Origin of the sequence: Rhizobium sp. PP-F2F-G48 (assembly GCF_004342335.1) — a bacterium.
Taxonomy (GTDB): domain Bacteria; phylum Pseudomonadota; class Alphaproteobacteria; order Rhizobiales; family Rhizobiaceae; genus Ferranicluibacter.
This window is the reverse complement of record NZ_SLVH01000001.1, coordinates 382,310-405,492: the sequence shown is the minus strand read 5'-3', so window position 1 is coordinate 405,492 and position 23,183 is coordinate 382,310. Positions and strand designations below refer to the sequence as shown.

Sequence of the window (23,183 nt, the reverse complement as noted above, 5' to 3'; positions counted from 1 at the left end):
GGACAGTGATGATCGAATCCGTTCGCCAGACGAAGACGGAGCGGGGCGAGAAGCCGCGCAGCCCGCTTGCCCGCTGGCTCCGTCGCCACCTGCCGATGGGGCTTTACGCCCGCTCGCTGCTGATCGTCATCATTCCCATGGTGCTCCTGCAGTCCGTCGTCGCCTTCGTCTTCATGGAGCGCCATTGGCAGCTGGTCACCCAGCGCCTGTCTGCGGCCGTCACGTCGGATATCGCGGCGGTCATCGACCTCATCAACACGATGCCGCCCGCCTCCTACCCGGACATCGAATCGATCGCCCGGCGGCAGCTCGGCCTCTTCATCTCGCTGGAAAATGGCGGCGAACTGCCGATGCCGGTGCGCCAGCCCTATTTCGATATTCTCAACCGCATCCTGTCGGACGAAATCCGGCAGGAAACGAAGCTGCCCTTCTGGCTCGACACCTCGACGAGCGAGGATGAAGTCTACGTCCGGATCAAGCTCGACGGCGCCCGCATCCTGCGCCTCACCATGCGCCGCAATGCCGCCTATGCCTCCAACACGCATATCTTCATCGTCTGGATGGTCGGCGCGTCGCTGGTGCTTCTCCTCATCGCCATCCTGTTCCTGCGCGGCCAGATCCGGCCGATCCTGCATCTCGCCCGGGCGGCCGAAAGCTTCGGCAAGGGTCAGAAGATCGACGATTTCTCGCCGCGCGGTGCCGAAGAGGTTCGCCGGGCGGGCCTTGCCTTCATCCAGATGCGCGAACGGATCGAGCGGCAGATCGAGCAGCGCACCACCATGCTCACCGGCGTCAGCCACGACCTGCGCACCATCCTCACGCGGTTCAAGCTGCAGTTGGCCATCGCCGGCGACAATCCCGATCTTCAGCCGCTCAATCAGGACGTCGAGGACATGCAGAGCATGCTCGAGGGATATCTCGCCTTCGTGCGCGGCGAGGCCGAAGAGGATGTCGGCACGCTGAAGCTGACGGACGTCATGACGCGCCTTTCGGCCGAGGCCGAACTGCACGGCAAGACGCTGACAACCGTCGTGGAAGGCGACGACGAGGTTCGCGTGCGGCCGAACGCCTTCACGCGCCTCATTCTCAACCTCGCCTCCAACGCCTATCGCTATGCCGACACGATCCATATCGAGGCGCGACACGGGCAGCGCTGGCTGTCGATCACCATCGACGACAACGGCCCCGGCATCCCCGAGCGGTCCCGCGAAGACGTCTTCAAACCGTTCTTTCGTCTGGACGAAGCCCGCAATCTCGACAGCAGCGGAACCGGCCTCGGCCTCGCCATCGCGCGCGACATCGCCCGCAGCCATGGCGGAAACGTCACCCTGTCGGACAGTCCGCTTGGCGGCCTGAGGGCCATCGCCCGCGTTCCCGCGTGAGGCGCAACCGCCTTAGCGCGTCAGAGACACCGTGCGGGCCGCCGTTGCGGACAGGCTGCAGGATCGCGTCTTGAGCGACGCATTCTGGTAGATATCGACGAAGCCGCCGATCAACTGCAGGCAGCCAGCCTCGGGTATCTCGACGCTCTGGCCCCCATAGACCGAGATATTGGTTCCCGGCGCATAGATCACGCCGGACAGGAGGTCGCGGACATTCCCCTGGTAGAGGCTGAACGCTCCGCCATAGATGTAGAACAGGATGTTCCTGTAACCGAAGGATGGCGCGTTTCCGGTCGGTGCGGTCATGGTCATCGCCCCGATGCCATGGAGGCTGACGCTGCCGCCATAGAAGGCGAAGGTCGTGCCCACGGCCGTCAGCGCATCCGATTTGAAGGAATAGGATCCCCCGTAAAAGAAGGCCGAACTCGATCCGCGCTGCGCATCGCCCGTCCTGTCCCGCCCCACCACGATGCTGGAACCCTCGAAGGTTGCGCTCCCCCCGTAGAAATTGAGATCCCCGACGCCAAACACGGTTTCGGAACCGGGACTGAGCGTCAGCGACCCGCCGGAAAACTCGAAAGGCCCATCACCGAATGTCAGCCGCCCGCTGCTGTTCGTCACCGTGCCGCCATACAGATAGAACGGCCCGTTGCCGAAGGTCGTCGAACCGGCAAGTGTGTTGGTGAGGGAGCCGCCCCAGAGGTAGAAAGCGCCGTTGCCGAAGGTGAGCGATCCCGCATTGGAGATGGTCCCGCCCGCGACATAATAGGGCCCGTCGCCGAAACGCAGGGTTCCATTATGGTTGGTGATCCCGCCCCCGATGCGGAACGGCCCGTTGCCGAATGTCAGCTTGCCATGCTCGGCATTGGAAACGTCTCCCAAAATGGAGAACCCCATATTTCCAAAGCTCAGGGTGGCGGGTGCGTTGTCGATCTTCCCGATCACGACCAGCATGACGCTCGCGCCGGGCAAGGGATCGAAGCGCGTCACGGCACCGCTTCCATTCAGGAGGGAGCCGCCGATGGCGTAGCAACCCGAGCCGAAGGTGAGCTGATTGGTTCCGGACAGAACGACATCGCCGCTGATCGTGGTCGGGTACTGGCAGGTGGGGTCCGGCGCACCGCGCGCCGTGATGGCGATGGTCGAATTGGAAATCGAGAGACGGCCGTAGCGACGCGTTCCCGGCAGAGAAACGGTGGCGCCGGAATACGTCTCATCCCCGCCGAAAGCGATCTCCAGCGTGAGGGGCGCCTTCGGAATGGTGGTGCCGTAAGCCCAGTTCGTCATGCCCTGCAGGCGGGATTTGATTGCCAGAATGCGCGGATCCGCCGCAAGCGGATCGACGCTCGGGGTATTGAAGGAGAAGCTTGAAAGAGGCGGATCGATCAGCCCCTGCGAACAGACGAAGATCGTTTGCACATCGCGGGAGGTTCCGACCTCGACCTTGCGTGCCGCCACGAGAGGCGTGCCGCAGAGATTGAGATAGGTCGCCGCCGCGATGGTGCAGCCGGGACCATCGACCACCGCCCTATCGTAGATGCTGGTCGCCCCGAACAGCGACCGGATACAGTCGCCAGTCCCCTCCGCGACGACGCGGGCGGACGAGCTGCCGCCCACGGGCACCGTCCGCTTGTCTGTGAGGATCTGACCAAAATCGAGCGGGCTCTGGTGCAGGATCCGGGTCGAAAGCTCGGGAACGCCCGAGGCCCCTGCCGTCACCGTGGTCTCGACCTCGCCTGGCTGGAAGCCGTTGACGACGGCCATCTGTCGTGCCGTTGCCAGCGCGATGGCGCTGGGCGCCGTCCTGACGATGGGCGACGGCGTGTTCGCAGCCGCGAGATTCGCGATATCGGCCGCCCGCTGGGTGCGGAGCTTCTCGACATAGAGCGACGACGTCTCCAGCGCGAGCGCCGAGATCATCAGCAACACCATGATGGAGAAGACCGACATGATCGCGACCGAGCCCGCGTCGTCCTTTCGAATGTCCCTCATGTCGCTTCCTCCTGAACGAGCGTTCCGGATGACCGGACGCGAAAGGTTCAGCTGTTGGGATAGGACGCGCTGCCGGAGAGCGTCATGGTGTAGCCGAGAAGATCGAAGGGCCTGTTCAGCGTGACCCGCGTCGAGACGGCCGGCCCCGTTGCCACGGCAGGTTCGATGCGGATCTCGGATGCCGTCAGACCGGACATGCCGCGCTCGTTGCCGAGCGTGGTGATGAAGCAGATCTCTGCGACCGATGTGCAGCCGGCCGGAGGGACTGTGCAATCCGGCCCGTTCACGGCCAGACAGCGCGCCGCCTCCGCTGCGACCTGATTGAGGATCGAGGTGCTCCAGATGGCGATCCCCATGCCGATCATGCCGAAAATCACGGCGAAGAACACCGGCGCGATGATCGCGAACTCGACGGCCGTCGCTCCGTCCCGCCCCAGGAGGACGCGGCGCATCACTGCACCCTGACGAGCGCGGCATCGGCAACCGCGAGAGAGCCGCCGAACAGATCGGCGGACAGGAAGATCGGCGTGATGTGCCCGCTGACGCGGATCGACACGAATTTGCCGGAGGTCAGGTTGCCGCCGCAACTGGTGCTCGCGGCGCCTGCTGCGGTGAACACGGCGGGATAACCGCTCACGCAGAACGTGGTCGATGTCTTCGCCCCCGTGGGATCGTCGTTGATCACCACACCGACCGAAAGATCGTCGCTCACATTGGCCAGCAGACTGCTTGCAACGCCCGCGACATTCGCCGTGTAGGCCTGCGCCGTTGCCACGGAGAGCGCCTGCCCTTTCTGGAACGCGTAGTAGGAGGCCGCGGAAATTGCCGCGTTGACCCTGAGTTTCGCATGATAGGCAAAGCCGAGATCGATGAGGCCGACCATCAGCAGAAGGAAGATGGGTGACATCAAGGCGAATTCGACGGCCGCAACGCCGGAGCGATCGCGCCGCAGCCGCCCGACCGGATGAAGCCCCGGACCGGGCCCAAAGCGTGGCCACCGGGGGCGCACGCCGCCGGCATGCCACCGCGTTTTCACGGATTTCCGCCCGGCTCGAATGCCGCCATGGTTGCATTGTCGGCTGAGAGAAAGGACACGCCGACATCGAGCGACTTCCTCCATGCAACGCTGCAGGACCGGATCGAACCGTCCGAAAACGTCACCTTGAACGTATCGGGGATCGTTGGAACCTGACTGAAAGACAGTTTAGCTCCACTCCCCGAAAGGTTTCTCAATATACAATCAAGTGTCGAACGACCGTCGTTGAAAATGATGCGGCCGGATTTGTAGGTTTTCATGCGCGGTTGACGACGATGTTCTTGCATCCATGACTCCCGAAAATGATAGGAGCAGAAAGGTCTCGATTCCTGCTGACCGCCGATCCGGTTCGCCGACGACAGAGGAGCGACGGAGTACCATGACCGGTTGCATCGGAAACGCTACCGCCAAGAACTTAAGGATTTTCTAAATATGCGTGACTCAATTAGAGTTTTCTAAGAAAAAATCTAATTGGAAACACTGACTGTGGCGCGACGCGTCCACGCGCGGTCGAAACGACACGTTCGGACAGGACGGAAGAGCGCAGATACGCCCCGCGCGGGATGGACGCTAGAGAAGCTTCCGGCCATTCGGGACCGGCTTGCCCGCCGATGCGAGGACGATGGCACCCGCCTCGTCCTCGAAACCCAGCGTCAGGACTTCGGACCGGAACGGGCCGATCTGTCGCGGTGGAAAGTTGACGACGCCGAGCACCTGGCGACCGACGAGCGTTTCCAGATCGTAGTGGACGGTGATCTGCGCGGAAGACTTCTTCAACCCGATCTCAGGGCCGAAATCGATGACGAGCTTGATCGCGGGCTTGCGCGCTTCCGGAAAGGCGGAGGCTTCGACGATCGTGCCGGTGCGGATGTCGACCTTCTCGAAATCGGCATAGGTGATCATATCGCTCATCGGCGTTCGCCCTCGTCAGACATGTTAAGGCCTGTCCCGCAAAACTGTGCGGCAGTTCGCGAAACGGAGAGATCGCGACGCGTTCAGTTCGCCAGTTCTTCGGCACGTTGCCGCGCTGCGGCCACTGCGGCGGTAAAAAGGGGCTGCATCCCGTCTTCGGCCATCAGCACCGCGAGGGCGGCAGCGGTCGTGCCTCCCGGCGACGTGACGTTCTGGCGAAGCCTGGAGGCGTCATCGGGGGACTGGTGAAGCAGTTCACCAGCCCCCGCGACGGTTTCCCGTGCGAGACGCATGGCAAGGTCCGCCCGAAGTCCGGCCTTGCGGCCGGCTTCCGCCATGCATTCGACGAGATAGAAAACATAAGCCGGCCCGCTGCCCGACAGCGCGGTGACGGAATCGATATCCGCCTCGCTATCGACCCATTCGACGGGACCGGACACTTTGAGGAGATCGTTGACGCGGGCGCGCTGGTCATCGCCGACCTTCGCATTGGCGAAGGCGCCGGTGATGCCGCGGCCGATCATGGCGGGCGTGTTCGGCATGGCGCGCACCATGGCGGCGTCGCCGAGATGAGACTGGAGAAAGCCGAGCGTCTTGCCGGCGGCGACCGACACGATGACGGTCTGCGGCCCGACAAGACCGGAAAGAGCCGGCAGAATGGCCTCCATGACCTGCGGCTTGACCGCCAGAAACAGAACGGATGCCGTGACACCCTCCGGCGCGACCGTCACATGACGCGCGCCATGGTCGGCGATCATTGCCGCCATTGCGGGCGGCGGACCCGGATCGACCACCAGGACATCGCCACCGGCAATACCGCTCTTCAGCCAGCCGGACAGCATTGCACCGCCCATATTGCCGGCCCCGACGAGAATGATCGGGCCCACACCGCTCGCCACCACGATCAGGCTTCTCCGACCGTTTCGAACATCACGGCCTCGACCGCGCGCTCCGCATCGACACCGGACCAGACCACGAACTGGAAGGCCTGAAAATAGCTTTCGCAAGCATCGAGCGCGCTCGACAACAGAACCTCCACCTGACGATTGGTCGGCTCGGCACCGCCGGACAAAAGCAGCGACTGACGGAAGATCACGACATCTTCCTGCCGCCAGAGATCGAAATGCCCCATCAGCACCTGGCCATTGATATGGGACAGAAGCCGGATAACCTCGTTGACGCGGCTTTCAGGAACCTTGATGTCGAAGGCGCAGGCGAGATGCAGGGCTTCGAACTCCTCCATCCAGGAGAAGGAGACGTGGTAATCGGACCACTTGCCTTCCACCGTCATGGCGATTTCGTCTTCGCCGGAACGCTCGAAGCTCCAGTCATTCGTGGCCGCGACGAACTCGATCATATCGACCGGATTGGATTGACGCTGCAGTTCCAGTTCTACGAGGCTCATGCTTCACCTTCAAAGTTCCAGCGTGGCATGCGCCGTCGCGTTCGCACGCGAAGCCCTACAGGCCCGACTACACCGGAAACAACATGGAATGATCGACGAACGCACGACGAAGCCGAACCGATGACCCTGCCCGTATCTCGTGTGACCCGTTTCGAATCATCTTGTAAAATCAGTGTATAACGCCGGAGTCTGCACACCAGCCCCGACCACCCAAAAAAGGCGTCGCAGCTGTGGATAGAGCTTTGGAAACTGATTCAGCCTGAGTCAGTAAAGGATTCAGCGGATTGCGTTTTTTAGGGATGTCCACAGGGTCGAATTTTTTCTCGTTTTCGCTCTGCGGCTACCCTCTCATGAGGGCGGTAAACGCCCCTCTCTAAGTCGAGCCTATCGGACGAACGAAAAAAAGCGGGAAACACCCTCCCCGCTTCGCAATATCGGATGGAGAAGGAGGCCCGATCAGCCCTTCTCGGCAAGCCGAGCTTCCAGAAGCGCGACGCGTGCCAGCAGCGCATCGTTTTCCTCGCGCGCCCGCAGCGCCATCTCGCGCACGACCTCGAACTCTTCGCGCTTGACCACATCCATCGTGTTGAGGATGCGCTCGCCCTGCGTCCGGAACATCGTCTCCGCCTCGCGTCGCACGCCCTGTGCCGCACCCGCGGCATCCGTCATCAGCTTGGCAAGATCGTCGAGGATGCGGCTTCCACCTGTCGTCGTCATGATGTCCCTCCGGGATCGCGGTTGAAGCGCCGCACGGCGCCTGTGATAGGGAGGTAGGAGAGGCAGGACCGGGTTGCAAGGAAAAACCAGTGAATCATGAGACTTGCCGCTCCGCCTTCGCTTGACCCCATGCATGCCGCCCGCCATGGTTCGGGCAAGCGAATGCACCTATGCCGGTTCGCAGTGAAAGACCCGCCGCAGGTCCTGATCCGTTGCCGGGTCGCCAGGGGATCGGCCGGGTGTAACCGAGGCTGAGCCACGTCCTTTGGAACCCATAGCAAGCCTTCTTTCGATTTTGCCCTTTCCGGAGATCGACCCGGTCCTGATCTCCATCGGGCCCCTGCAGATCCACTGGTATGGCCTTGCCTATGTCGCGGGCATCCTGCTCGGCTGGCTTTACGCGCGCCGGATGGTTCGCAACGACACGCTGTGGGGCGGCAAGGCGCCGATCACCGAGGTCGATCTCGACGACTTCCTGCTCTGGGTCGCCGTCGGCATCGTCGGTGGTGGTCGCATCGGCTACATCCTGTTTTACGACCTCCCCTCCGTGATCGCCAATCCGCTTCGCGCCTTCGAGATCTGGAATGGCGGCATGTCCTTCCATGGCGGTCTCATCGGCACGATCCTCGCCATGCTGATCTTCGCCCGCAAGCGGTCCATCCCCATCTGGAGCCTGTTCGACATCGTGGCGGCCGTCGTGCCGATCGGCCTGTTGTTCGGGCGCCTCGCCAACTTCATCAATGGCGAACTCTGGGGCCGGCTGTCCTCCATGCCCTGGGCCATCATGTTCCCGACCGGCGGTCCCTTCGCCCGCCACCCGAGCCAGATCTACGAAGCCCTTCTTGAGGGCATGCTGCTGCTCGTCGTGCTCGCTGTCCTCATCTACAAGCGCCACGCCTTGCGAACACCGGGCCTCGTCGCCGGCGTGTTCATCACCGGCTATGGCCTTGCCCGCATCTTCGTGGAATTCTTCCGCGAACCCGACGCGCAGATCGGCTATCTCGCCGGGGGCTGGCTGACGATGGGCATGCTCCTGTCGCTGCCGATGGTCGGCCTCGGCCTCTGGGCGATCCTGCGCGCCCGCCGGGCGAGTGCCCTTCTCAGAGGGCGCCTATGACCACGCCGCTCAGCGACAAGATCAAGGCGCTCATCCTGGCAACGGGACCGATCAGCGTCACCGACTATTTCGCGCTCTGCCTCGCAGATCCCGAACATGGCTACTACCGCACACGCGAGCCTTTCGGACAGAGCGGCGATTTCATCACCGCGCCCGAGATCAGCCAGCTGTTCGGCGAACTCGTCGGCATGTTCCTGTTCGAGGCCTGGCGCCGGCACGGATCGCCGGAAACGGTCGCGATCGCGGAAATCGGACCCGGCCGCGGCACGATGATGTCGGATATCCTGCGCGTACTTTCGCGCCTCTCGCCGGACCTTTATGAAAAGGCGAGCGTGCATCTGGTCGAAACCAGCGAGCGGCTGCAGAAGGTCCAGAGCCAGACTTTGGTCGCCCACAAGTTCAAGATCGCCTGGCACGACAGCTTCGAGGAGATCCCCGACGGCTTCCTGCTGCTCGTCGCCAACGAGCTTTTCGATGCCATCCCCATCCGCCAGTTCGTCAAGACCGAACAGGCTTTTCGCGAGCGCATGGTCGGCCTCGACGCAAACGACACGCTCTGCTTTACCGCCGGCGTCGCCACCATCGATCCCGATCTCCTGCCGCCGGGAGACACCATCCCGGTTGGCACGATCTTCGAGGTCGCGCCTGCCCGCGATGCCGTCATGGCCGCGATCTCTTCCCGGCTGAAGCGCAGCGACGGCTCCGCTCTCATCATCGATTACGGGCATATGGCCACCAATTACGGCGATACGTTGCAGGCCGTGCGCGACCACCAGTTCGATCCGCCGCTCGCCCATCCGGGCGAGGCTGATATCACCAGCCATGTCGATTTCGAGCAGCTGGCCCGCCGAGCCGTCGCAGAGGGTCTCCGCATCAACGGCCTGACCTATCAGGGGGATTTCCTGCTCGCCCTGGGCATCCGCGAACGGGCCGAGGCGCTCGCGCGCGGCAAGGACATCATCGTGCAGGAAGGCGTACGGCAGGATGCCGAACGGCTTTCGGGATCGGGCGAAGGCAAGATGGGCGAACTCTTCAAGGTGCTCGCCGTCAGCCATCCCGCCATCGCCCTTGTGCCGTTCCAGGCTTGAGCATGTTGCCTTCGGCGTCCGTGCCGGACAGCGGACAAGGCAGCCGTCCAAACCCCGCGGCCGACACCGTTTTTCGCCTGCGCGATTGACAGGGCGGGACGCAAAAGGTCAACATCCCGCGCAAATCAGAGGCGAGCCATGTCCGGCATCGCCCGTTTCCTCCGCAAGCACGGACATCGAAAAAGGGCGAAAGACCAATGCCGGACGACGCCTTGCCTTCCCCTATCCAGAGCCCTCTGCTTTCCTCCGCCTCTCCCCTGATCGCGCACGGGTTTTTCACCCGCGCGGGCGGCGTCTCGGAGGGCCTTTATGCGGGGCTGAACGTCGGCCTCGGCTCGCGCGACGCCCGTGCGCATGTCGAGGAAAACCGCGCCCGTGTCGCCGCCTGGTTCGGCCAGCCCGTCGAGAGGCTCGCGACCGTGCATCAGATCCATTCACCCGACGTCGTGACCATCGGCGCCGATTATGACGGCACGCGTTCCGAGGCGGATGCCCTGGTCACGACGACGCCCGGAATCGTGCTCGGTGTCCTCTCGGCCGACTGCGGCCCCGTTCTCTTTGCCGACGCCAGAGCCGGCGTCATCGGCGCGGCGCATGCCGGCTGGAAAGGCGCGCTCACCGGCGTCCTCGAAAACACCATCGCCGCCATGCTGGCTCTCGGCGCGACGCGGTCAGACATTCACGCCTGCCTCGGGCCTTCCATCGGCCCTGCCAATTACGAAGTCGGACCGGAATTCGTCGAGCGATTCCGCGCGCAAGACGCCTCCTACGACAGGTTCTTCAAGCCCTCCGAGCGCGCCGCCGGCCACGCCATGTTCGACCTTCCCGCCTTCACACTCGACCGCCTGTCGGCAGCCGGCGTCAAGGCCGAAACGCTCGACCTCTGCACCTATGAGGACGAAGCACGCTTCTTTTCCTACCGCCGGACGACCCATCGCAGCGAGCCGGATTACGGCCGGCAGATTTCCGCCATCAGCATCAGGGAAGCATGACATGGCCCTTCACTTCACCCAGGACGAGTATGCCGCACGCCTTGCCAGCCTCACGGCGAGGATGCGCGAGGACAAGCTCGATGCCCTGCTGCTCTTTGCCCAGGAAAGCATGTACTGGCTGACCGGCTACGATACGTTCGGCTATTGCTTCTTCCAGACGCTGGTCGTGAAATCCGATGGCTCGATGGTCCTGCTCACCCGTTCCGCCGACCTTCGGCAGGCGCGCCACACCTCGAATATCGAGCGCATTGAGGTCTGGGTCGACAGGGTCAATGCCGATCCGACGATGGACCTCAAGAACCTGCTGAGCGAGCTCGACCTGCTCGGCGCCCGCATCGGCATCGAATACGACACCCATGGCATGACCGGACGTATCGCCCGGCTGCTCGATCACCAGATGGCGAGTTTCGGCCAGATCGTCGATGCCTCGATGCTGGTCGGGCGCCTGCGCCTGATCAAGAGCGCCGGCGAAATCGCCCATGTCGAGAAGGCCGCGAGCCTTGCCGACGACGCGCTGGATGCCGCCTTGCCGCTGATCGGTCCCGGCGGCGACGAGGCCGCTATCCTTGCGGCCATGCAGGGTGCGGTCTTTGCAGGCGGCGGCGACTATCCCGCCAACGAGTTCATCATCGGCTCGGGTGCCGACGCCCTTCTCTGCCGCTACAAGGCCGGCCGCCGCAAGCTCGACGCACAGGACCAGCTGACGCTCGAATGGGCCGGTGTGAGTGCCCACTACCACGCCGCCATGATGCGCACGATCGTGGTCGGTGAGCCGACCAATCGTCATCGCGAACTCTACAGCGCCTGCCGCGAAACCATTCAGGCGATCGAGATGGTGCTGCGGCCGGGCAATACGTTCGGCACCGTCTTCGACGTCCACGCCAAGATCATGGACGAGCGCGGCCTTGCCAAGCACCGGCTGAACGCCTGCGGCTATTCGCTCGGCGCCCGCTTCTCGCCCTCCTGGATGGAGCAGCAGATGTTCCATGCCGGCAATCCGCAGGAAATCCTGCCCAACATGTCGCTCTTCGTGCACATGATCATCATGGACAGCGACAGCGGCACGGCCATGACGCTCGGGCAGACCTATGTGACCACCGACGGCGCACCGCGGGCCCTCTCCCGTTTCGGCCTGGATGTGATCGACCTCTGAGATCCCGCGCACGGTAGAGCGGGCCCAAGGCCCCGCCAGCCCCAAAAAGGAGACGCCGGATCAATACGGCTTCTTAGGATTATCGCCGTAATCTGGTTGCCTGACGTTTGCGACCGACGGGATAGGCCCGTCGGGTGGCGTCACAGTGTGCCAGCGTATCGGCGTTTCATACTGCAGCGTTTCCCCCATGCCCCAAGGCATGCGGCGTGCTGGAGACGGGCGGCGGGCGCGGCATCTGTCCAGGATGGAGGTCGACCGTGCGCATCCTCTTTGCAACGACGACGAACATCGCGCGCAGCCGCGCCAGAGCATCGCTGTGCGTTCTGCCTTTCCTTTTCACGCTGTCGTCCTGCAACAGCATCGACGCGCTGACGCCGCCGGAAAATGTCGGCGACGGCAGCTATCAGTCGTCCCCGGTCAATCAGGCCGACCTCGACACCATGTCCTCGCAGCAGCCCGTCGTCAGCAGCGCACCGGATGCGGCGACCGCCGTTCACGAGATGCGCGTGCAACGGTCGGCGAGCCTCTCCGACCCCAATGACAACGCGCAACCCAACATCACCGGCACCGCCTATGCGCGCGGAGACGAGGACTATCGCAATCCGGCCGGCTCCTTCGAGGCGCAGGTGCAGGCGCTCGCCAGCAACCCGCCGCCGCAGATCTCCGCCAACGAAAGCGCCGTCGGCTTCCCTGCGACCGGCAATCAGGTGAGCGAAACCGAGGCCGCCGCACGCACGCAGACGCCGGAAGCTCAGGCGCCGGACGCGGAACAGGCGGAAACGTTGGAGAACGATGTCCCGGCCGTGGCGGGCAGCCCGCCGCAGGAAGAAGCCGCCATCGCGCCGGCCGCCAAAGCCGGCCCCGTCGGCAGCATTCGGTTTCTGCCTATCATGGGCGCGCCTGTCGAAGCCATCCGTCCGCTTTCCGAGCAGCTCGGCGCGGAAGCCCGCTCCAATGGCCTGATCATCAAGACGGCGGCGGATCCCGGCAGCCAGCACATCCTCAAGGGCTATTTCTCGGCCTTCAAGGACGGACGAAAGACGACCATCGTCTATGTCTGGGACGTGCTCGACCAGGCCGGCAATCGCCTGCACCGGATCCAGGGCCAGGACAGCGTCGACACCAAGGGCGCCGATCTCTGGTCTGGCGTTCCGCCGCAGACCATGCGCGACATCGCGAGCAAGAGCGTCGGCCAGTACCTGGCATGGCGCGACGCGTCGGCCGGGTAGGCCCTTCAAGCGCCGTCTCCGGTGGTCCCTCCGAAATCTTTTTCGGATAAACCGTCCCGATACCGGCCTTGCTCTTGCATTCAGGGAGAAGGCCGCTATGAAGCGCCCATCGGCATCGACGGGCGCACGCTCGCTGGAGCCGCTGCGCATTGGGATGCGGGTTTACGGAATCTTGCGGATTACGGCAAACGGACCGTCCGGTTCGGGCCTATCCCGGACAGCACGACAGGCGGACCATCGATGAAGGTTTTCGCAGGCAATTCGAACCGGCTCCTGGCCGAAGCGATCTGCAACTATCTCAATCTTCCGCTCGGGCGGGCGACGGTCCGGCGCTTCGCCGACCAGGAAATTTTCGTCGAGGTGCAGGAGAATGTGCGTGGCGAGGATGTCTTCCTCGTCCAGTCCACGTCCTTTCCGACAAACGACCACCTGATGGAACTGCTGATCATGATCGACGCCATGCGTCGCTCGTCGGCAAGGCGCATCACGGCCGTCATTCCCTATTTCGGCTATGCCCGCCAGGACCGCAAACCCGGACCGCGCACGCCGATCTCCGCCAAGCTCGTCGCCAATCTCATCACGGAAGCCGGAGCCGATCGCGTTCTGACGCTCGACCTGCATGCAGGTCAGATCCAGGGCTTCTTCGACATTCCCACGGACAACCTCTACTCTGTGCCGATCCTGACGCGCGACGTGAAAGAGCATTATGAACTCAGCAACGTCATGGTCGTCTCGCCGGACGTCGGCGGCGTGGTGCGCGCCCGTGCGCTCGCCAAGCGTCTCGACTGTCAGCTGGCCATCGTCGACAAGCGCCGCGAGCGGGCCGGCGAGTCCGAGGTCATGAACGTCATCGGCGACGTCACCGGCAAGGACTGCCTGCTGATCGACGATATCGTCGACAGCGGCGGCACGCTCTGCAACGCGGCAGAAGCGCTCCTGAAGAACGGCGCGACCAGCGTCACCGCCTATATCACCCACGGCGTGCTGTCCGGTGGCGCGGTCGCCCGGGTCACTTCGTCCAAGCTGAAGGAGCTCGTCATAACCGACAGCATCCAGCCGACGACGGCGGTGCAGTCCGCCCACAATATCCGTGTGATCTCGACGGCCAGCCTCATCGGTGAGGCGATCAACCGCACGAGCCAGGAAGAGTCCGTCTCGAGCCTCTTCGACTGAGCCCAGCCCTCGGAACGTTTCGATATCAGCTGTTGATGACGATCATGCCGCCGATGAGCAGCAGGGCGCCGATGGCCGTGCGCAGCGTCAGCGTTTCTCCGAGGAAGATGCTGGCAAGCAGCGGCACGAAGCAGAACGTCAGCGCCATGAACGAATAGGCCATCGTCAGCGGCACGCTCTTCAGCACGAAGATCCAGACGAGCGTACCGATGCCGTAGACGGCAAGAGCCGAGATCATCAACGGATTGAGCAGAAGCGCGACGATGCCGGCCACGCCGAATTCGCCGGTGGTGCGGCTCGACAGCTTGAACAGCACCTGCCCCATCGCAATCATCAGCGGCGTGCCGGTCAGGCCCAGCCACAGGGCGGGGCTGTAGCTGCCCGCGCCGTTCATGCCGCTGCCGCGGCGATGCCGCCGGCGGCCGCGCCCGCCTTCTCCACCGTTTCGCAATAGAAGATGTCGCGGCCGATGTCCTCGCAGACATGGATCGAGGGAACCGGATGGACGGCCCGCAGGAAGGAGTGCGTGTAGGGGAAGAAATTGAAATGCGGGTTGAAGCTGTAGCGATACTCCCGCTCGCGCGGCACGACGATGATCAGGCGGCGGCGCGCGATGCGGCGCAATTCGGCGATCGCCTGCCGGTAGTCGAGGACATGCTCGATGACATGCGTGCAGACGACCGTATCGAACGCGCCGTCCGCAAATGGCAGGTCCTCGATGCGCGCGGCGATGTATTCGACACCGGGAAGGCTCGCGGCGTCATCGACGACGAAATCGACGCCGGTCACGCGGGAAAGACCGGGACGGGACGCCTGGATATGCTTCAGCAGCGCGCCCGTGCCGCAGCCGACATCGCAGACGCTGTCGCCTTCGATCGCGTCGGCAATGCGGCGGATGCAGGCCGACGAGTTGTCGGTCCCCTCATGCACGCGCGGATGCTTGCGATAGAGATCTTCATACTCCGCCTCCGACAGAAACGGCGCGCGGGCGCGAAATTCGGCGAGGTGAACGATATGCTCGCCCCAGACCAGCTTGGCCGCCGCGCGGAACAGCCGCGAATCCCGAACAACCGGCGGCAGCAAGTCTTCCAGCACGAAGCGGATGCGGTTTGTCGTCTCGCGGTTCATCGATCGGTCTCCAGATGTTAAGCGGCCGCGCTGCGCACAGCGCTCGCTTCATGCGGGTCCGGCTCGACCGCACCGGCGCCGGGCTGGGCCAGAAAGGGGCTCGACGGCAGGGCCATGTAGTGAAGCCGCAACTGCTCGGCCCTGGCGCGGGCAAGCGAGTCGAGGATGAGCCCGGCGGTGAACATCATGAACGAGATCATCATCAGCGCCACCGAGAGAACCCAGGTCGGCATGCGTCGCACAAGGCCGGTCTCGAAATATTCGACCAGCACAGGTGCCATGAAGATCAGGCTTGTGGCCATGAAGGCGCCGCTGATGGCGCCGAAAAAGGTAAAAGGCCGCGTTTCCTTCATCAGCATGGCGAACATCCACAGGATGCGCCCGCCATCGCGAAACGTGGAAAGCTTGGAGTGTGATCCTTCGGGCCTGCGGCCATAGTCGAGCGGCATCTCGCAGACCGGCAACTTCAGCCGCGACGCGTGCACGGACATTTCGGTTTCGATTTCGAAGCCGCCGGAAACGGCCGGAAAGCTTTTGGCAAATCGGCGCGAAAACACGCGGTAGCCGGAAAAGATATCGGTGAAATCATTGCCGAACAGCGTCCGGTAGAGCCGGTTGAACAGACGGTTGCCGAAGGCGTGCCCCTGCCGGCCCGCATCGGCCTTCACGCCGCGGCGTGTGCCCACGACCATATCCGCCCGCTCCGACAGGAGCGTGGCGATGAGCGCGGGTGCGTCGGCAGCCGCATAGGTGCCGTCGCCGTCCGCCATCACGTAGATATCCGCATCGACATCGGCGAACATTCTGCGAACGACATGCCCTTTTCCCTGCCGCATCTCGCGCGTGACCATCGCACCGGCCAGCGTCGCCCGCAGGGCCGTCTCGTCGGTGGAGTTGTTGTCGTAGACATGGATGCGCGCCAGCGGCAGCGCGGCGCGGAACGCATGGACGACGGAGATGATCGTCGCGGCCTCGTTGTAGCAGGGGAGAAGGACGGCGATCCTGAGGTCTGTCGGAAGCGTCTGCATCGGTGTCATCCATGGCGGTCCGACGACAATGCCGATGAAATCTTAAGGTCCCGTTGAAGATGTCTTTGACGCGGCGGGATCGCGCCGTCTGGCACGCCTTGTCCGGCAAAGGCTTTTTTCACCTTCCTGCCCTAACATGCCGGCCAGCCGGACATCCCGGACGACGCTTGCGAGGCCCACCGTGACCCATTCTAAACCCGCCCTTCGCAGTGCCGGCCCCTTTCCAGATACAGGTCTGAAACTCAGAGTATTGCGGGACAGGCCGTGGTCCATCGTCCTCCTTGCCATCGTCATCGTCGTTCTCGCCTCCCTCGTCGCCGGCGTCCGGGCCACGGACTATGTGGGTCGCGACAATGACGACGCCATGCGCCTTGTCGAGGTGCGGGACTTTCTGGCCGGTCAAGGCTGGTTCGACACGATGCAATACCGCCTTGGCCTTGAGGGCGGCACGCTCATGCACTGGTCGCGCCTCGTCGATCTGCCGATCGCCGGGCTGATCGCCTTCTTCGGCCTTTTCCTAAGCCCGCAGGCGAGCGAAGCGGCGGCCCTGTTCGTCTGGCCCATCCTGTTGATCGCGCCGGTGTTGATCGGCGTTGCCCGCGCCTGCTTCAATATCGGCGGACGGCAGACCATGGTCATCGGTCTCATCCTCATCGTCCTCTCGCTGATCGGCAATATGCGTTTCCAGCCGGGAAACATCGATCATCACAATGTGCAGCTCGCCCTGATCGCCCTGCTCATGGCCGGCCTCACGGACCCTGTGGGGCGTCCGCGCGGCCACACCCTTGCCGGGATCGCGGCGGGCATCGCGATTGCGGTGGGCGTCGAAACCACGCCGCTGGTCGCCATTGCCGGCACCGTCATCGCCCTGCGATGGGCATGGCACGGAGAGCGGATGGAAGGCGCGGCGAAGGCGTTTGGCCTTTCGATTGCCACGACCGTCACTTCGGCATTTCTTGTCACCACCCCGCCGCATCTCTACGCGATGGTCACCTGCGACAACCTCTCCCTCGGCTTCTTCGCCATCGCAACATCCGGCGGGCTGGCGCTCTTCCTGTCGGCGCTCACAACCAGCGTGGCATCGGCGAAGGCTCGTGTGCTCGCCCTTGCCGCTTCGGCTGCAGCCGTTGCCGTGGTCACCCTGTCGGTCGCACCGCAATGCCTGCAGAACCCCCTCGCCTCCCTCGATCCGCTGCTGAAGACCCTTTGGCTCGACCGGGTGGAAGAAGCGCAGTCGATCGTGCAGCTGGCGCAGACCATGCCGTCCTATCTCGGTTTCGGCTTTGCGGCCGGCACTCTCGCCATCCTCACCTGCTTGGTTCGCATCTGGCGCAACGACCGGCGGGAACTGCACCTGGTCTTCCTGGCGCTCTGCCTGCCGACGCTGGCGATCAGCATGCTTCAGATCCGCGGCACGACCTTCCTCAATTTCCTCTCGATCTTTCCGCTCTCGCTCGCCGTGTCCGATCTGCGCACCCGTGCCTATCGCGAACCGAGAACGATCCGCGCGGAGCTCGCCTTCGCCGGGCTGATGCTGATGTCGATCCCGAGCATCTGGGGCCTGGCCGCAGCCGCAGTGGCAAGCTCGACGGGCAAGGAGGCGACGGTGATGACGGGCACGACGACGAGCGCCTGCGGCACGCGCGACGCGATCGCGCCGCTTGCGGACGAGCCGACCGGCCTCGTCGCCGCCCCCTCCAATCTCGGCGCCGCCATCCTGCGCTTCACGCGGCATCGGGTGCTCGCCGCGCCCTATCACCGCAACACGGCCGGCATGCTGGCGGAACTGAACATCGGCCTTGCCGCGCCGGATGCGGCGAGAGAGCTTCTCCACCGCGATGGCGTCACGCTTCTTGCCTTTTGTGCCGAGGACGGACAGACGGACCTGATCGCGCAGCGCGCGCCGGGTGGGCTCTATGCGGCTCTCGGAAAGGGCATCGTTCCCGATTATCTCGCGCCGGTCGCCGCGCCGGGTCCGGCGGCGCTGAAGATCTTCCGCGTCAGCCGCTGACGGCTGGCAGGTCTACGCGCCGGTGGGAACGGCGCAGGCCTCTCCGCCGGAAAAGAGCCGCGAGCGGGTGAGAAAACGCCTCTCGCGGCCGTTGTCGAGCGAGAACATGCCGCCCCGCCCGGGCACGACATCGATGATCAGCTGCGTGTGTTTCCAGACCGCGAACTGGCTGCCGCTGATATAGACCGGGACGCCGCCGATCTCGCCCAGCCGCACATCATGGTCGCCGACAATGTAGTCGTCCGCAGGATAGCACATGGGCGACGAGCCATCGCAGCAGCCGCCGGATTGGTGGAACAGGATGTCGGGATGATCGCGGCGGATCTCCCCGATGAAGGCAAGCGCCGCCTCTGTGGCGAGAACACGCTTCTGGCCGTCCGGCATATCGCCGACTTGAACGCCCTGCATGACAAACCTGTCCTTTTATGAGACCCTACTAAATCTAGTGAGTGACGACCTGTTCATAAATGTGACATACTTGCGCCCTGGATTTGGGAGGATCACATCATGTCGTATCGTGCGGAGTGCTATTTGACCTGCATCAGCCTGTCGCTGTTCCTCTGGAGCGCGCTGCTCCTGGTGGCGCAGCACAGCTGAAGAAACCCTTCCGCACCGTCTCCCGCAGGCCGGAGCCGAAGAGCTTTCGGTGGGTCGCGAGACGCGTCGTTTCTGAGGCAGGATCCCGGTCAATCGCATCCGACGAGCATCTGCTCGCCGGATGCGATTTCGCTGGCGTTTTCGACGCCTCGTCCGAGGGCGAATGGATTTCGCTTCGGCTGAAAAATGCCTCGGCTCAGAAGAAGCCGAGCGCCTTCGGGCTGTAGCTCACCAGCATGTTCTTGGTCTGCTGATAGTGGTCGAGCATCATCTTGTGCGTCTCGCGGCCGATACCGGACTGCTTGTAGCCGCCGAAGGCCGCATGCGCCGGATAGGCATGGTAGCAGTTGGTCCAGACGCGCCCGGCCTGGATATTGCGGCCGAAGTTGTAGCAACGATTCGCATCGCGGCTCCAGACGCCGGCACCGAGACCGTACAGCGTGTCGTTGGCGATCTCGAGCGCTTCCGCGTCGTCCTTGAAGGTGGTGACGGAGACCACGGGTCCAAAGATCTCCTCCTGGAAGACCCGCATCTTGTTGTGCCCCTTGAGCACGGTCGGCTTGACGTAGAAGCCGCCGGCCAGTTCGCCGTCGAGCATGTTGCGCTCGCCACCGATCAGGACTTCCGCACCCTCCTGTTTCCCGATGTCCATATAGGACAGGATCTTGTCGAGCTGCTCGGAGGAGGCCTGCGCGCCGATCATCGTGGACATGTCGAGCGGGTTGCCCTGCTTGATGGCCGCGACACGCTTCAGCGCCTTTTCCATGAACCGGTCGTAGATCTTCTCGCTGACCAGCGCCCGGCTCGGGCAGGTGCAGACCTCGCCCTGGTTGAGCGCGAACATGGCGAAGCCCTCAAGCGCCTTGTCGAGATAGTCGTCATCTTCCGCCATCACATCGGCGAAGAAGATGTTGGGCGACTTGCCGCCAAGTTCGAGGGTGACCGGGATCAGGTTCTGGCTGGCATATTGCATGATGAGCCGGCCGGTCGAGGTCTCGCCGGTAAACGCGACCTTGTTGATGCGCGGGTTGGTCGCCAGCGGCTTGCCGGCCTCGAGCCCAAAGCCGTTGACGATGTTGAGCACGCCCGGCGGCAGCAGGTCGGCGATCAGCTCGGCCCAGACGAGAATCGAGGCCGGCGTCTGCTCGGCAGGTTTCAGGATCACGCAATTGCCGGCGGCAAGCGCCGGCGCCAGCTTCCATGCAGCCATGAGAATCGGGAAATTCCACGGGATGATCTGCCCGACGACGCCGAGCGGTTCATGGAAGTGGTAGGCGATCGTATCGCGATCGACTTCGCCGATGGTGCCTTCCTGGGCGCGAACGCAGGACGCGAAATAGCGGAAATGGTCGATGGCGAGCGGCATGTCGGCCGCCATGGTCTCGCGCAGCGGCTTGCCGTTGTCCCAGGTTTCCGCCCGCGCCAGAAGCTCCATATTGTCTTCCATGCGCTGCGCGATCTTCATCAGGATATTGGCGCGCTCGGTGGTCGAGGTCCGGCCCCATTTGTCCTTGGCCGCATGGGCGGCATCGAGCGCCGCCTCGACATCGGCCGCTTCCGAGCGGGCAATCTGGCAAAGCACGCCACCGGTGACGGGCGTCGTATTGTCGAACGTCCGACCGCTCGCAGCGTCGCGCCAGGCGCCTCCGATGAAGTTGCCGTATTTCTGCTTGAACGGGTTCTCGACGATTTTCTGGTGCAGCATGTGCTTCTCCTCCGAAAGGACAGTTCCCTCTGTCTGAACGAGATCCTGCGCCGGAACAGGCCGCAGCAAAAGAAGCGGAGAGCCGATCCGGGGTCGCAACTGTCTCACATCTGCGACACGCGTGCGCTGCAACCCGTGCTGCGATGCGAAGAGGGCGTCGATCAGTCGATCGCGAGCTTCTTGATCTTCCGGTAGAGCGTCGCGCGGCTGATCCCGAGGCTTTCGGCCGCGGCGGAAACATTGCCGCCCGCCCGCGACAGCACCCGGCGGAGTGCGGCGCGCTCCGCATCGTCAAGATTCTCGTGGTCGCCCGAGGGACGATCGTGCAGGAGATCGGAGGCGGGAATCCCGGCCGCGATTCTCACATCGTCGATCCCGAGCGTCAGCCGTGCCGCCCGCGTCGCGCCGAGCACGAGGTCGTCGCGATCGATCGCGAGCAGCGCCGGCGTCGTCTTGCCCTCTGCCGGCACCAGCAGGACACGATGGCCGCGAAAGGCCCGGTGGAACAGGTTCGATTCGATCCGCGCGGCGGCATCCCGCACGGCCTGGGCGAGGATGGACATGGCCATTTCCCCGGCATCCTCCCGGCAGGTGGAGATATCGATCGCTGCGGTCACGCGTCCACAATGATCGCGGATCGGCGCGGTCGCGCAGGAAAGGCCGGTGTTGCGGCTGAGAAAATGCTGGTCGCGATAGATGACGATCGGCCGCTCGTCCGCGATCGCCGTGCCGATGCCGTTGGTGCCGACGCTCGCCTCGCTCCAGACCGTTCCGGACCAGAGGCCGATGCCCCGGAAATCCTTGTCGTCGCCGGCGGCCCCGCGCCGATCGAGCGCCACGCCGTTGCCGTCGGTCAGAAGCAGGCAGCAACCCGCTTTTCCCACGGTTGCAAACAGCCTGTCGATCTCGCCGCGCGCCTCTTCGAGCAGGGCGCCGCTCTGCTCGCGCGCCAGCCGAAAGGCCTGGTCGTCGAGCCGTATGGGCGACCGCGCCTCCTCCGGCGAAAGCCCGTGCACGGTCATACATCGCCGCCACGATGCGGCAACGGGCGAGCTGGCTGCCGCAGACGCGTGATGCGCCACGGCCTGAACGTGATCCGAATGGTTCATCCGCTCTCCTCCCCGAAAGCTGACGGTCCGGGCACTATACCGGGATTTCCCCAAACGTCCATGCAGGGGAAAAGAGAGGTCGCATCGGGACGCCGGCACGGTAAAAAATCGCGACGGCCTGTGTTCTCGGAGCCTCCGACTTGCTACAGCGAAACGGACCCTGGCCGACATCGGCCGGCTTTCCCGCATTTCTTTCGACGGACCATCATGCTGCGCGAGATTTCCTTCCAGAGCCTGTTCATGGGGCTCCTCACGGCCTTTGTCGGCTTTGCCAGCTCGTTCGCCGTCATCCTGCACGGCCTGTCGGCCGTGGGCGCGACGGAGGCAGAGGCGGCCTCCGGGCTCATGGCCCTGTCGGTCTCCATGGGCATTCTCGCCATCCTGTTGAGCGTGTGGACCCGCCTTCCGATCAGCATCGCCTGGTCGACGCCAGGGGCGGCCCTCATCGCCAGTTCCGGGGCGATCGCCGGCGGGTTTCCGGCCGCCGCCGGCGGCTTCGTGCTCTGCGGCGTCATGATCGTCATCGCCGGCCTCTGGCGCCCGCTTGGCCGGCTCGTCGGCATGATCCCCGCGCCGCTTGCAAACGCCATGCTCGCCGGCGTGCTGGTGTCGCTCTGTTTCGCGCCGGTGAAGGCCGTTGGCGCCGATCCCGCCCTCGGCTTGCCGATCGTGCTGGCCTGGGCCGTCGCCGGAGCAATCAACCGGCTGCTGGCGGTGCCCGCCGCCCTGCTCGCCTTCACCCTCGTCATCATCTTCGGCATCGATGTTCCACCGGGCGCGCTGGATGGCCTCGTCGCGACGCTCGTTCCCGAGCCGGTCTTCGTCATGCCGGTCTTCACGGTGGCGGGCCTCGTCTCCATCGCCCTGCCTCTCTTCGTCGTGACCATGGCGTCGCAGAACATTCCCGGCATCGCCGTGCTCAAAGTCCATGGCTACACACCGGAGCCCGGCCCGCTCTTTGCCGCAACGGGGGTCTTTTCGCTGTTTGCCGTTCCCTTCGGTGGCCACGCGGTCAATCTCGCCGCCATCACGGCGGCCATGTGCGCCGGGCCGGATTCGCATGCCGATCCCGCACGGCGCTACTGGTCGGCCATCATCGCCGGCATCTTCTACATCGTCTTCGGACTTCTCGCGGCCACCGTGACGCTGCTGGTCGGCCTTGCGCCGCCGGTGCTCATTCAGGCCGTGGCGGGCCTCGCGCTGATCAGCGCCTTCGCGACCTCGGCCGCTGCCGCCTTCAAGGATGCGGAAAGCCGCGACGGCGCCGCCATCACGTTCCTCGTGACTGCCTCCGGCGTCAGCTTCGCCGGCATTTCAGGCGCTTTCTGGGGCATCGTCGCGGGCGGGCTCATGCTGCTCCTCGCCCATGTCAGGTCCCGACGCGCAGCTTCCCGCCATCCATCCTGAAC

General features: G+C 64.1%; 23 protein-coding genes. 9 read left to right on the top strand and 14 right to left on the bottom strand.

The genetic code is table 11. The features are described from left to right. Nucleotides 1–8: 8 nt before the first annotated feature. On the top strand, nt 9–1,382 hold the full coding sequence (locus C8J36_RS01895) for an ATP-binding protein (protein ID WP_132532021.1): 1,374 nt from the start codon (nt 9–11) through the stop codon (nt 1,380–1,382). 12 nt (nt 1,383–1,394) lie between these two features. On the opposite strand, the gene C8J36_RS01890 is transcribed toward C8J36_RS01895, so the two are convergent. The 8 genes from C8J36_RS01890 to C8J36_RS01855 all read right to left on the bottom strand — a co-directional run bounded on the left by C8J36_RS01890 (nt 1,395) and on the right by C8J36_RS01855 (nt 7,444). Next, complete coding sequence (locus tag C8J36_RS01890; protein WP_132532018.1) at nt 1,395–3,374, bottom strand: pilus assembly protein TadG-related protein; 1,980 nt, start codon at nt 3,372–3,374, stop codon at nt 1,395–1,397. Nucleotides 3,375–3,421: 47 nt separating this feature from the next. Further along, nucleotides 3,422–3,826, bottom strand: coding sequence for a TadE family protein (locus C8J36_RS01885; protein WP_132532015.1), 405 nt, complete (start codon nt 3,824–3,826; stop codon nt 3,422–3,424). Continuing rightward, nucleotides 3,826–4,383: a TadE/TadG family type IV pilus assembly protein gene (locus C8J36_RS01880; RefSeq protein ID WP_281029217.1), complete on the bottom strand. Its 558-nt coding sequence runs from the start codon at nt 4,381–4,383 to the stop codon at nt 3,826–3,828. The genes C8J36_RS01885 and C8J36_RS01880 overlap by 1 nt, the downstream gene beginning before the upstream one ends. A 23-nt stretch (nt 4,384–4,406) precedes the next feature. Then, nucleotides 4,407–4,697 carry a PilZ domain-containing protein gene (locus C8J36_RS01875; protein WP_132532010.1) on the bottom strand — a complete coding sequence of 97 codons (291 nt, stop codon included), beginning with the start codon at nt 4,695–4,697 and terminating at the stop codon, nt 4,407–4,409. 283 nt (nt 4,698–4,980) lie between these two features. Further along, nucleotides 4,981–5,322 carry a tRNA-binding protein gene (locus C8J36_RS01870; protein ID WP_132532007.1) on the bottom strand — a complete coding sequence of 114 codons (342 nt, stop codon included), beginning with the start codon at nt 5,320–5,322 and terminating at the stop codon, nt 4,981–4,983. Between the two features lie 83 nt (nt 5,323–5,405). Next, nucleotides 5,406–6,224 (bottom strand): pyrroline-5-carboxylate reductase, encoded by an 819-nt coding sequence (gene proC, locus C8J36_RS01865; RefSeq protein ID WP_165914921.1) that lies wholly within the window; start codon nt 6,222–6,224, stop codon nt 5,406–5,408. Nucleotides 6,225–6,226: 2 nt separating this feature from the next. Beyond that, nucleotides 6,227–6,727, bottom strand: a complete 501-nt coding sequence (locus C8J36_RS01860; protein ID WP_062592254.1) for a YbjN domain-containing protein — start codon at nt 6,725–6,727, stop codon at nt 6,227–6,229. 456 nt (nt 6,728–7,183) lie between these two features. Continuing rightward, nucleotides 7,184–7,444, bottom strand: a complete 261-nt coding sequence (locus tag C8J36_RS01855) for an accessory factor UbiK family protein (protein WP_062592252.1) — start codon at nt 7,442–7,444, stop codon at nt 7,184–7,186. Between the two features lie 265 nt (nt 7,445–7,709). On the opposite strand from C8J36_RS01855, the gene lgt reads away from it, so the two are divergent. The 6 genes from lgt (at nt 7,710) to C8J36_RS01825 (ending at nt 14,196) form a co-directional block, all read left to right on the top strand. Further along, the gene (gene lgt, locus C8J36_RS01850; RefSeq protein WP_132532004.1) at nt 7,710–8,561 is read left to right on the top strand and encodes a prolipoprotein diacylglyceryl transferase; all 852 of its coding nucleotides are present in this window, start codon (nt 7,710–7,712) and stop codon (nt 8,559–8,561) included. Next, nucleotides 8,558–9,649: a class I SAM-dependent methyltransferase gene (locus C8J36_RS01845; RefSeq protein WP_132532001.1), complete on the top strand. Its 1,092-nt coding sequence runs from the start codon at nt 8,558–8,560 to the stop codon at nt 9,647–9,649. Before lgt ends, C8J36_RS01845 begins: the two co-directional genes overlap by 4 nt. A gap of 197 nt (nt 9,650–9,846) precedes the next feature. Beyond that, nucleotides 9,847–10,641: a peptidoglycan editing factor PgeF gene (gene pgeF, locus C8J36_RS01840; protein ID WP_132531998.1), complete on the top strand. Its 795-nt coding sequence runs from the start codon at nt 9,847–9,849 to the stop codon at nt 10,639–10,641. 1 nt (nt 10,642) lies between these two features. Then, nucleotides 10,643–11,794: a Xaa-Pro peptidase family protein gene (locus C8J36_RS01835; protein ID WP_132531995.1), complete on the top strand. Its 1,152-nt coding sequence runs from the start codon at nt 10,643–10,645 to the stop codon at nt 11,792–11,794. Between the two features lie 257 nt (nt 11,795–12,051). Then, complete coding sequence (locus tag C8J36_RS01830; protein WP_245506426.1) at nt 12,052–13,023, top strand: hypothetical protein; 972 nt, start codon at nt 12,052–12,054, stop codon at nt 13,021–13,023. A 240-nt stretch (nt 13,024–13,263) separates the two neighbouring features. Beyond that, on the top strand, nt 13,264–14,196 hold the full coding sequence (locus C8J36_RS01825; protein WP_062592241.1) for a ribose-phosphate pyrophosphokinase: 933 nt from the start codon (nt 13,264–13,266) through the stop codon (nt 14,194–14,196). Between the two features lie 25 nt (nt 14,197–14,221). On the opposite strand, the gene C8J36_RS01820 is transcribed toward C8J36_RS01825, so the two are convergent. The 3 genes from C8J36_RS01820 to C8J36_RS01810 are packed head-to-tail and all read right to left on the bottom strand — an operon-like array spanning nt 14,222 to nt 16,352. Continuing rightward, entirely contained in the window at nt 14,222–14,590 is a 369-nt protein-coding gene (locus C8J36_RS01820) for an EamA family transporter (protein ID WP_132531992.1), read from the bottom strand. Further along, nucleotides 14,587–15,324: a class I SAM-dependent methyltransferase gene (locus tag C8J36_RS01815; RefSeq protein WP_132531989.1), complete on the bottom strand. Its 738-nt coding sequence runs from the start codon at nt 15,322–15,324 to the stop codon at nt 14,587–14,589. The genes C8J36_RS01820 and C8J36_RS01815 overlap by 4 nt, the downstream gene beginning before the upstream one ends. 17 nt (nt 15,325–15,341) lie before the next feature. Then, nucleotides 15,342–16,352: a glycosyltransferase gene (locus C8J36_RS01810; RefSeq protein ID WP_132531987.1), complete on the bottom strand. Its 1,011-nt coding sequence runs from the start codon at nt 16,350–16,352 to the stop codon at nt 15,342–15,344. A 181-nt stretch (nt 16,353–16,533) separates the two neighbouring features. On the opposite strand from C8J36_RS01810, the gene C8J36_RS01805 reads away from it, so the two are divergent. Beyond that, nucleotides 16,534–18,363, top strand: coding sequence for a hypothetical protein (locus C8J36_RS01805; protein WP_245506425.1), 1,830 nt, complete (start codon nt 16,534–16,536; stop codon nt 18,361–18,363). A gap of 12 nt (nt 18,364–18,375) precedes the next feature. On the opposite strand, the gene C8J36_RS01800 is transcribed toward C8J36_RS01805, so the two are convergent. The 3 genes from C8J36_RS01800 to C8J36_RS01790 all read right to left on the bottom strand — a co-directional run bounded on the left by C8J36_RS01800 (nt 18,376) and on the right by C8J36_RS01790 (nt 21,774). Then, entirely contained in the window at nt 18,376–18,771 is a 396-nt protein-coding gene (locus tag C8J36_RS01800) for a DUF779 domain-containing protein (protein WP_245506424.1), read from the bottom strand. 385 nt (nt 18,772–19,156) lie between these two features. After that, nucleotides 19,157–20,665 (bottom strand): aldehyde dehydrogenase, encoded by a 1,509-nt coding sequence (gene adh / locus C8J36_RS01795; RefSeq protein WP_062592232.1) that lies wholly within the window; start codon nt 20,663–20,665, stop codon nt 19,157–19,159. 161 nt (nt 20,666–20,826) lie between these two features. Then, entirely contained in the window at nt 20,827–21,774 is a 948-nt protein-coding gene (locus C8J36_RS01790) for a helix-turn-helix domain-containing protein (RefSeq protein WP_132531984.1), read from the bottom strand. 207 nt (nt 21,775–21,981) lie between these two features. Here C8J36_RS01790 and C8J36_RS01785 point away from each other — a divergent pair, with 207 nt between their 5' ends. Beyond that, nucleotides 21,982–23,181, top strand: a complete 1,200-nt coding sequence (locus tag C8J36_RS01785) for a benzoate/H(+) symporter BenE family transporter (RefSeq protein ID WP_132531981.1) — start codon at nt 21,982–21,984, stop codon at nt 23,179–23,181. Nucleotides 23,182–23,183 lie beyond the last annotated feature (2 nt).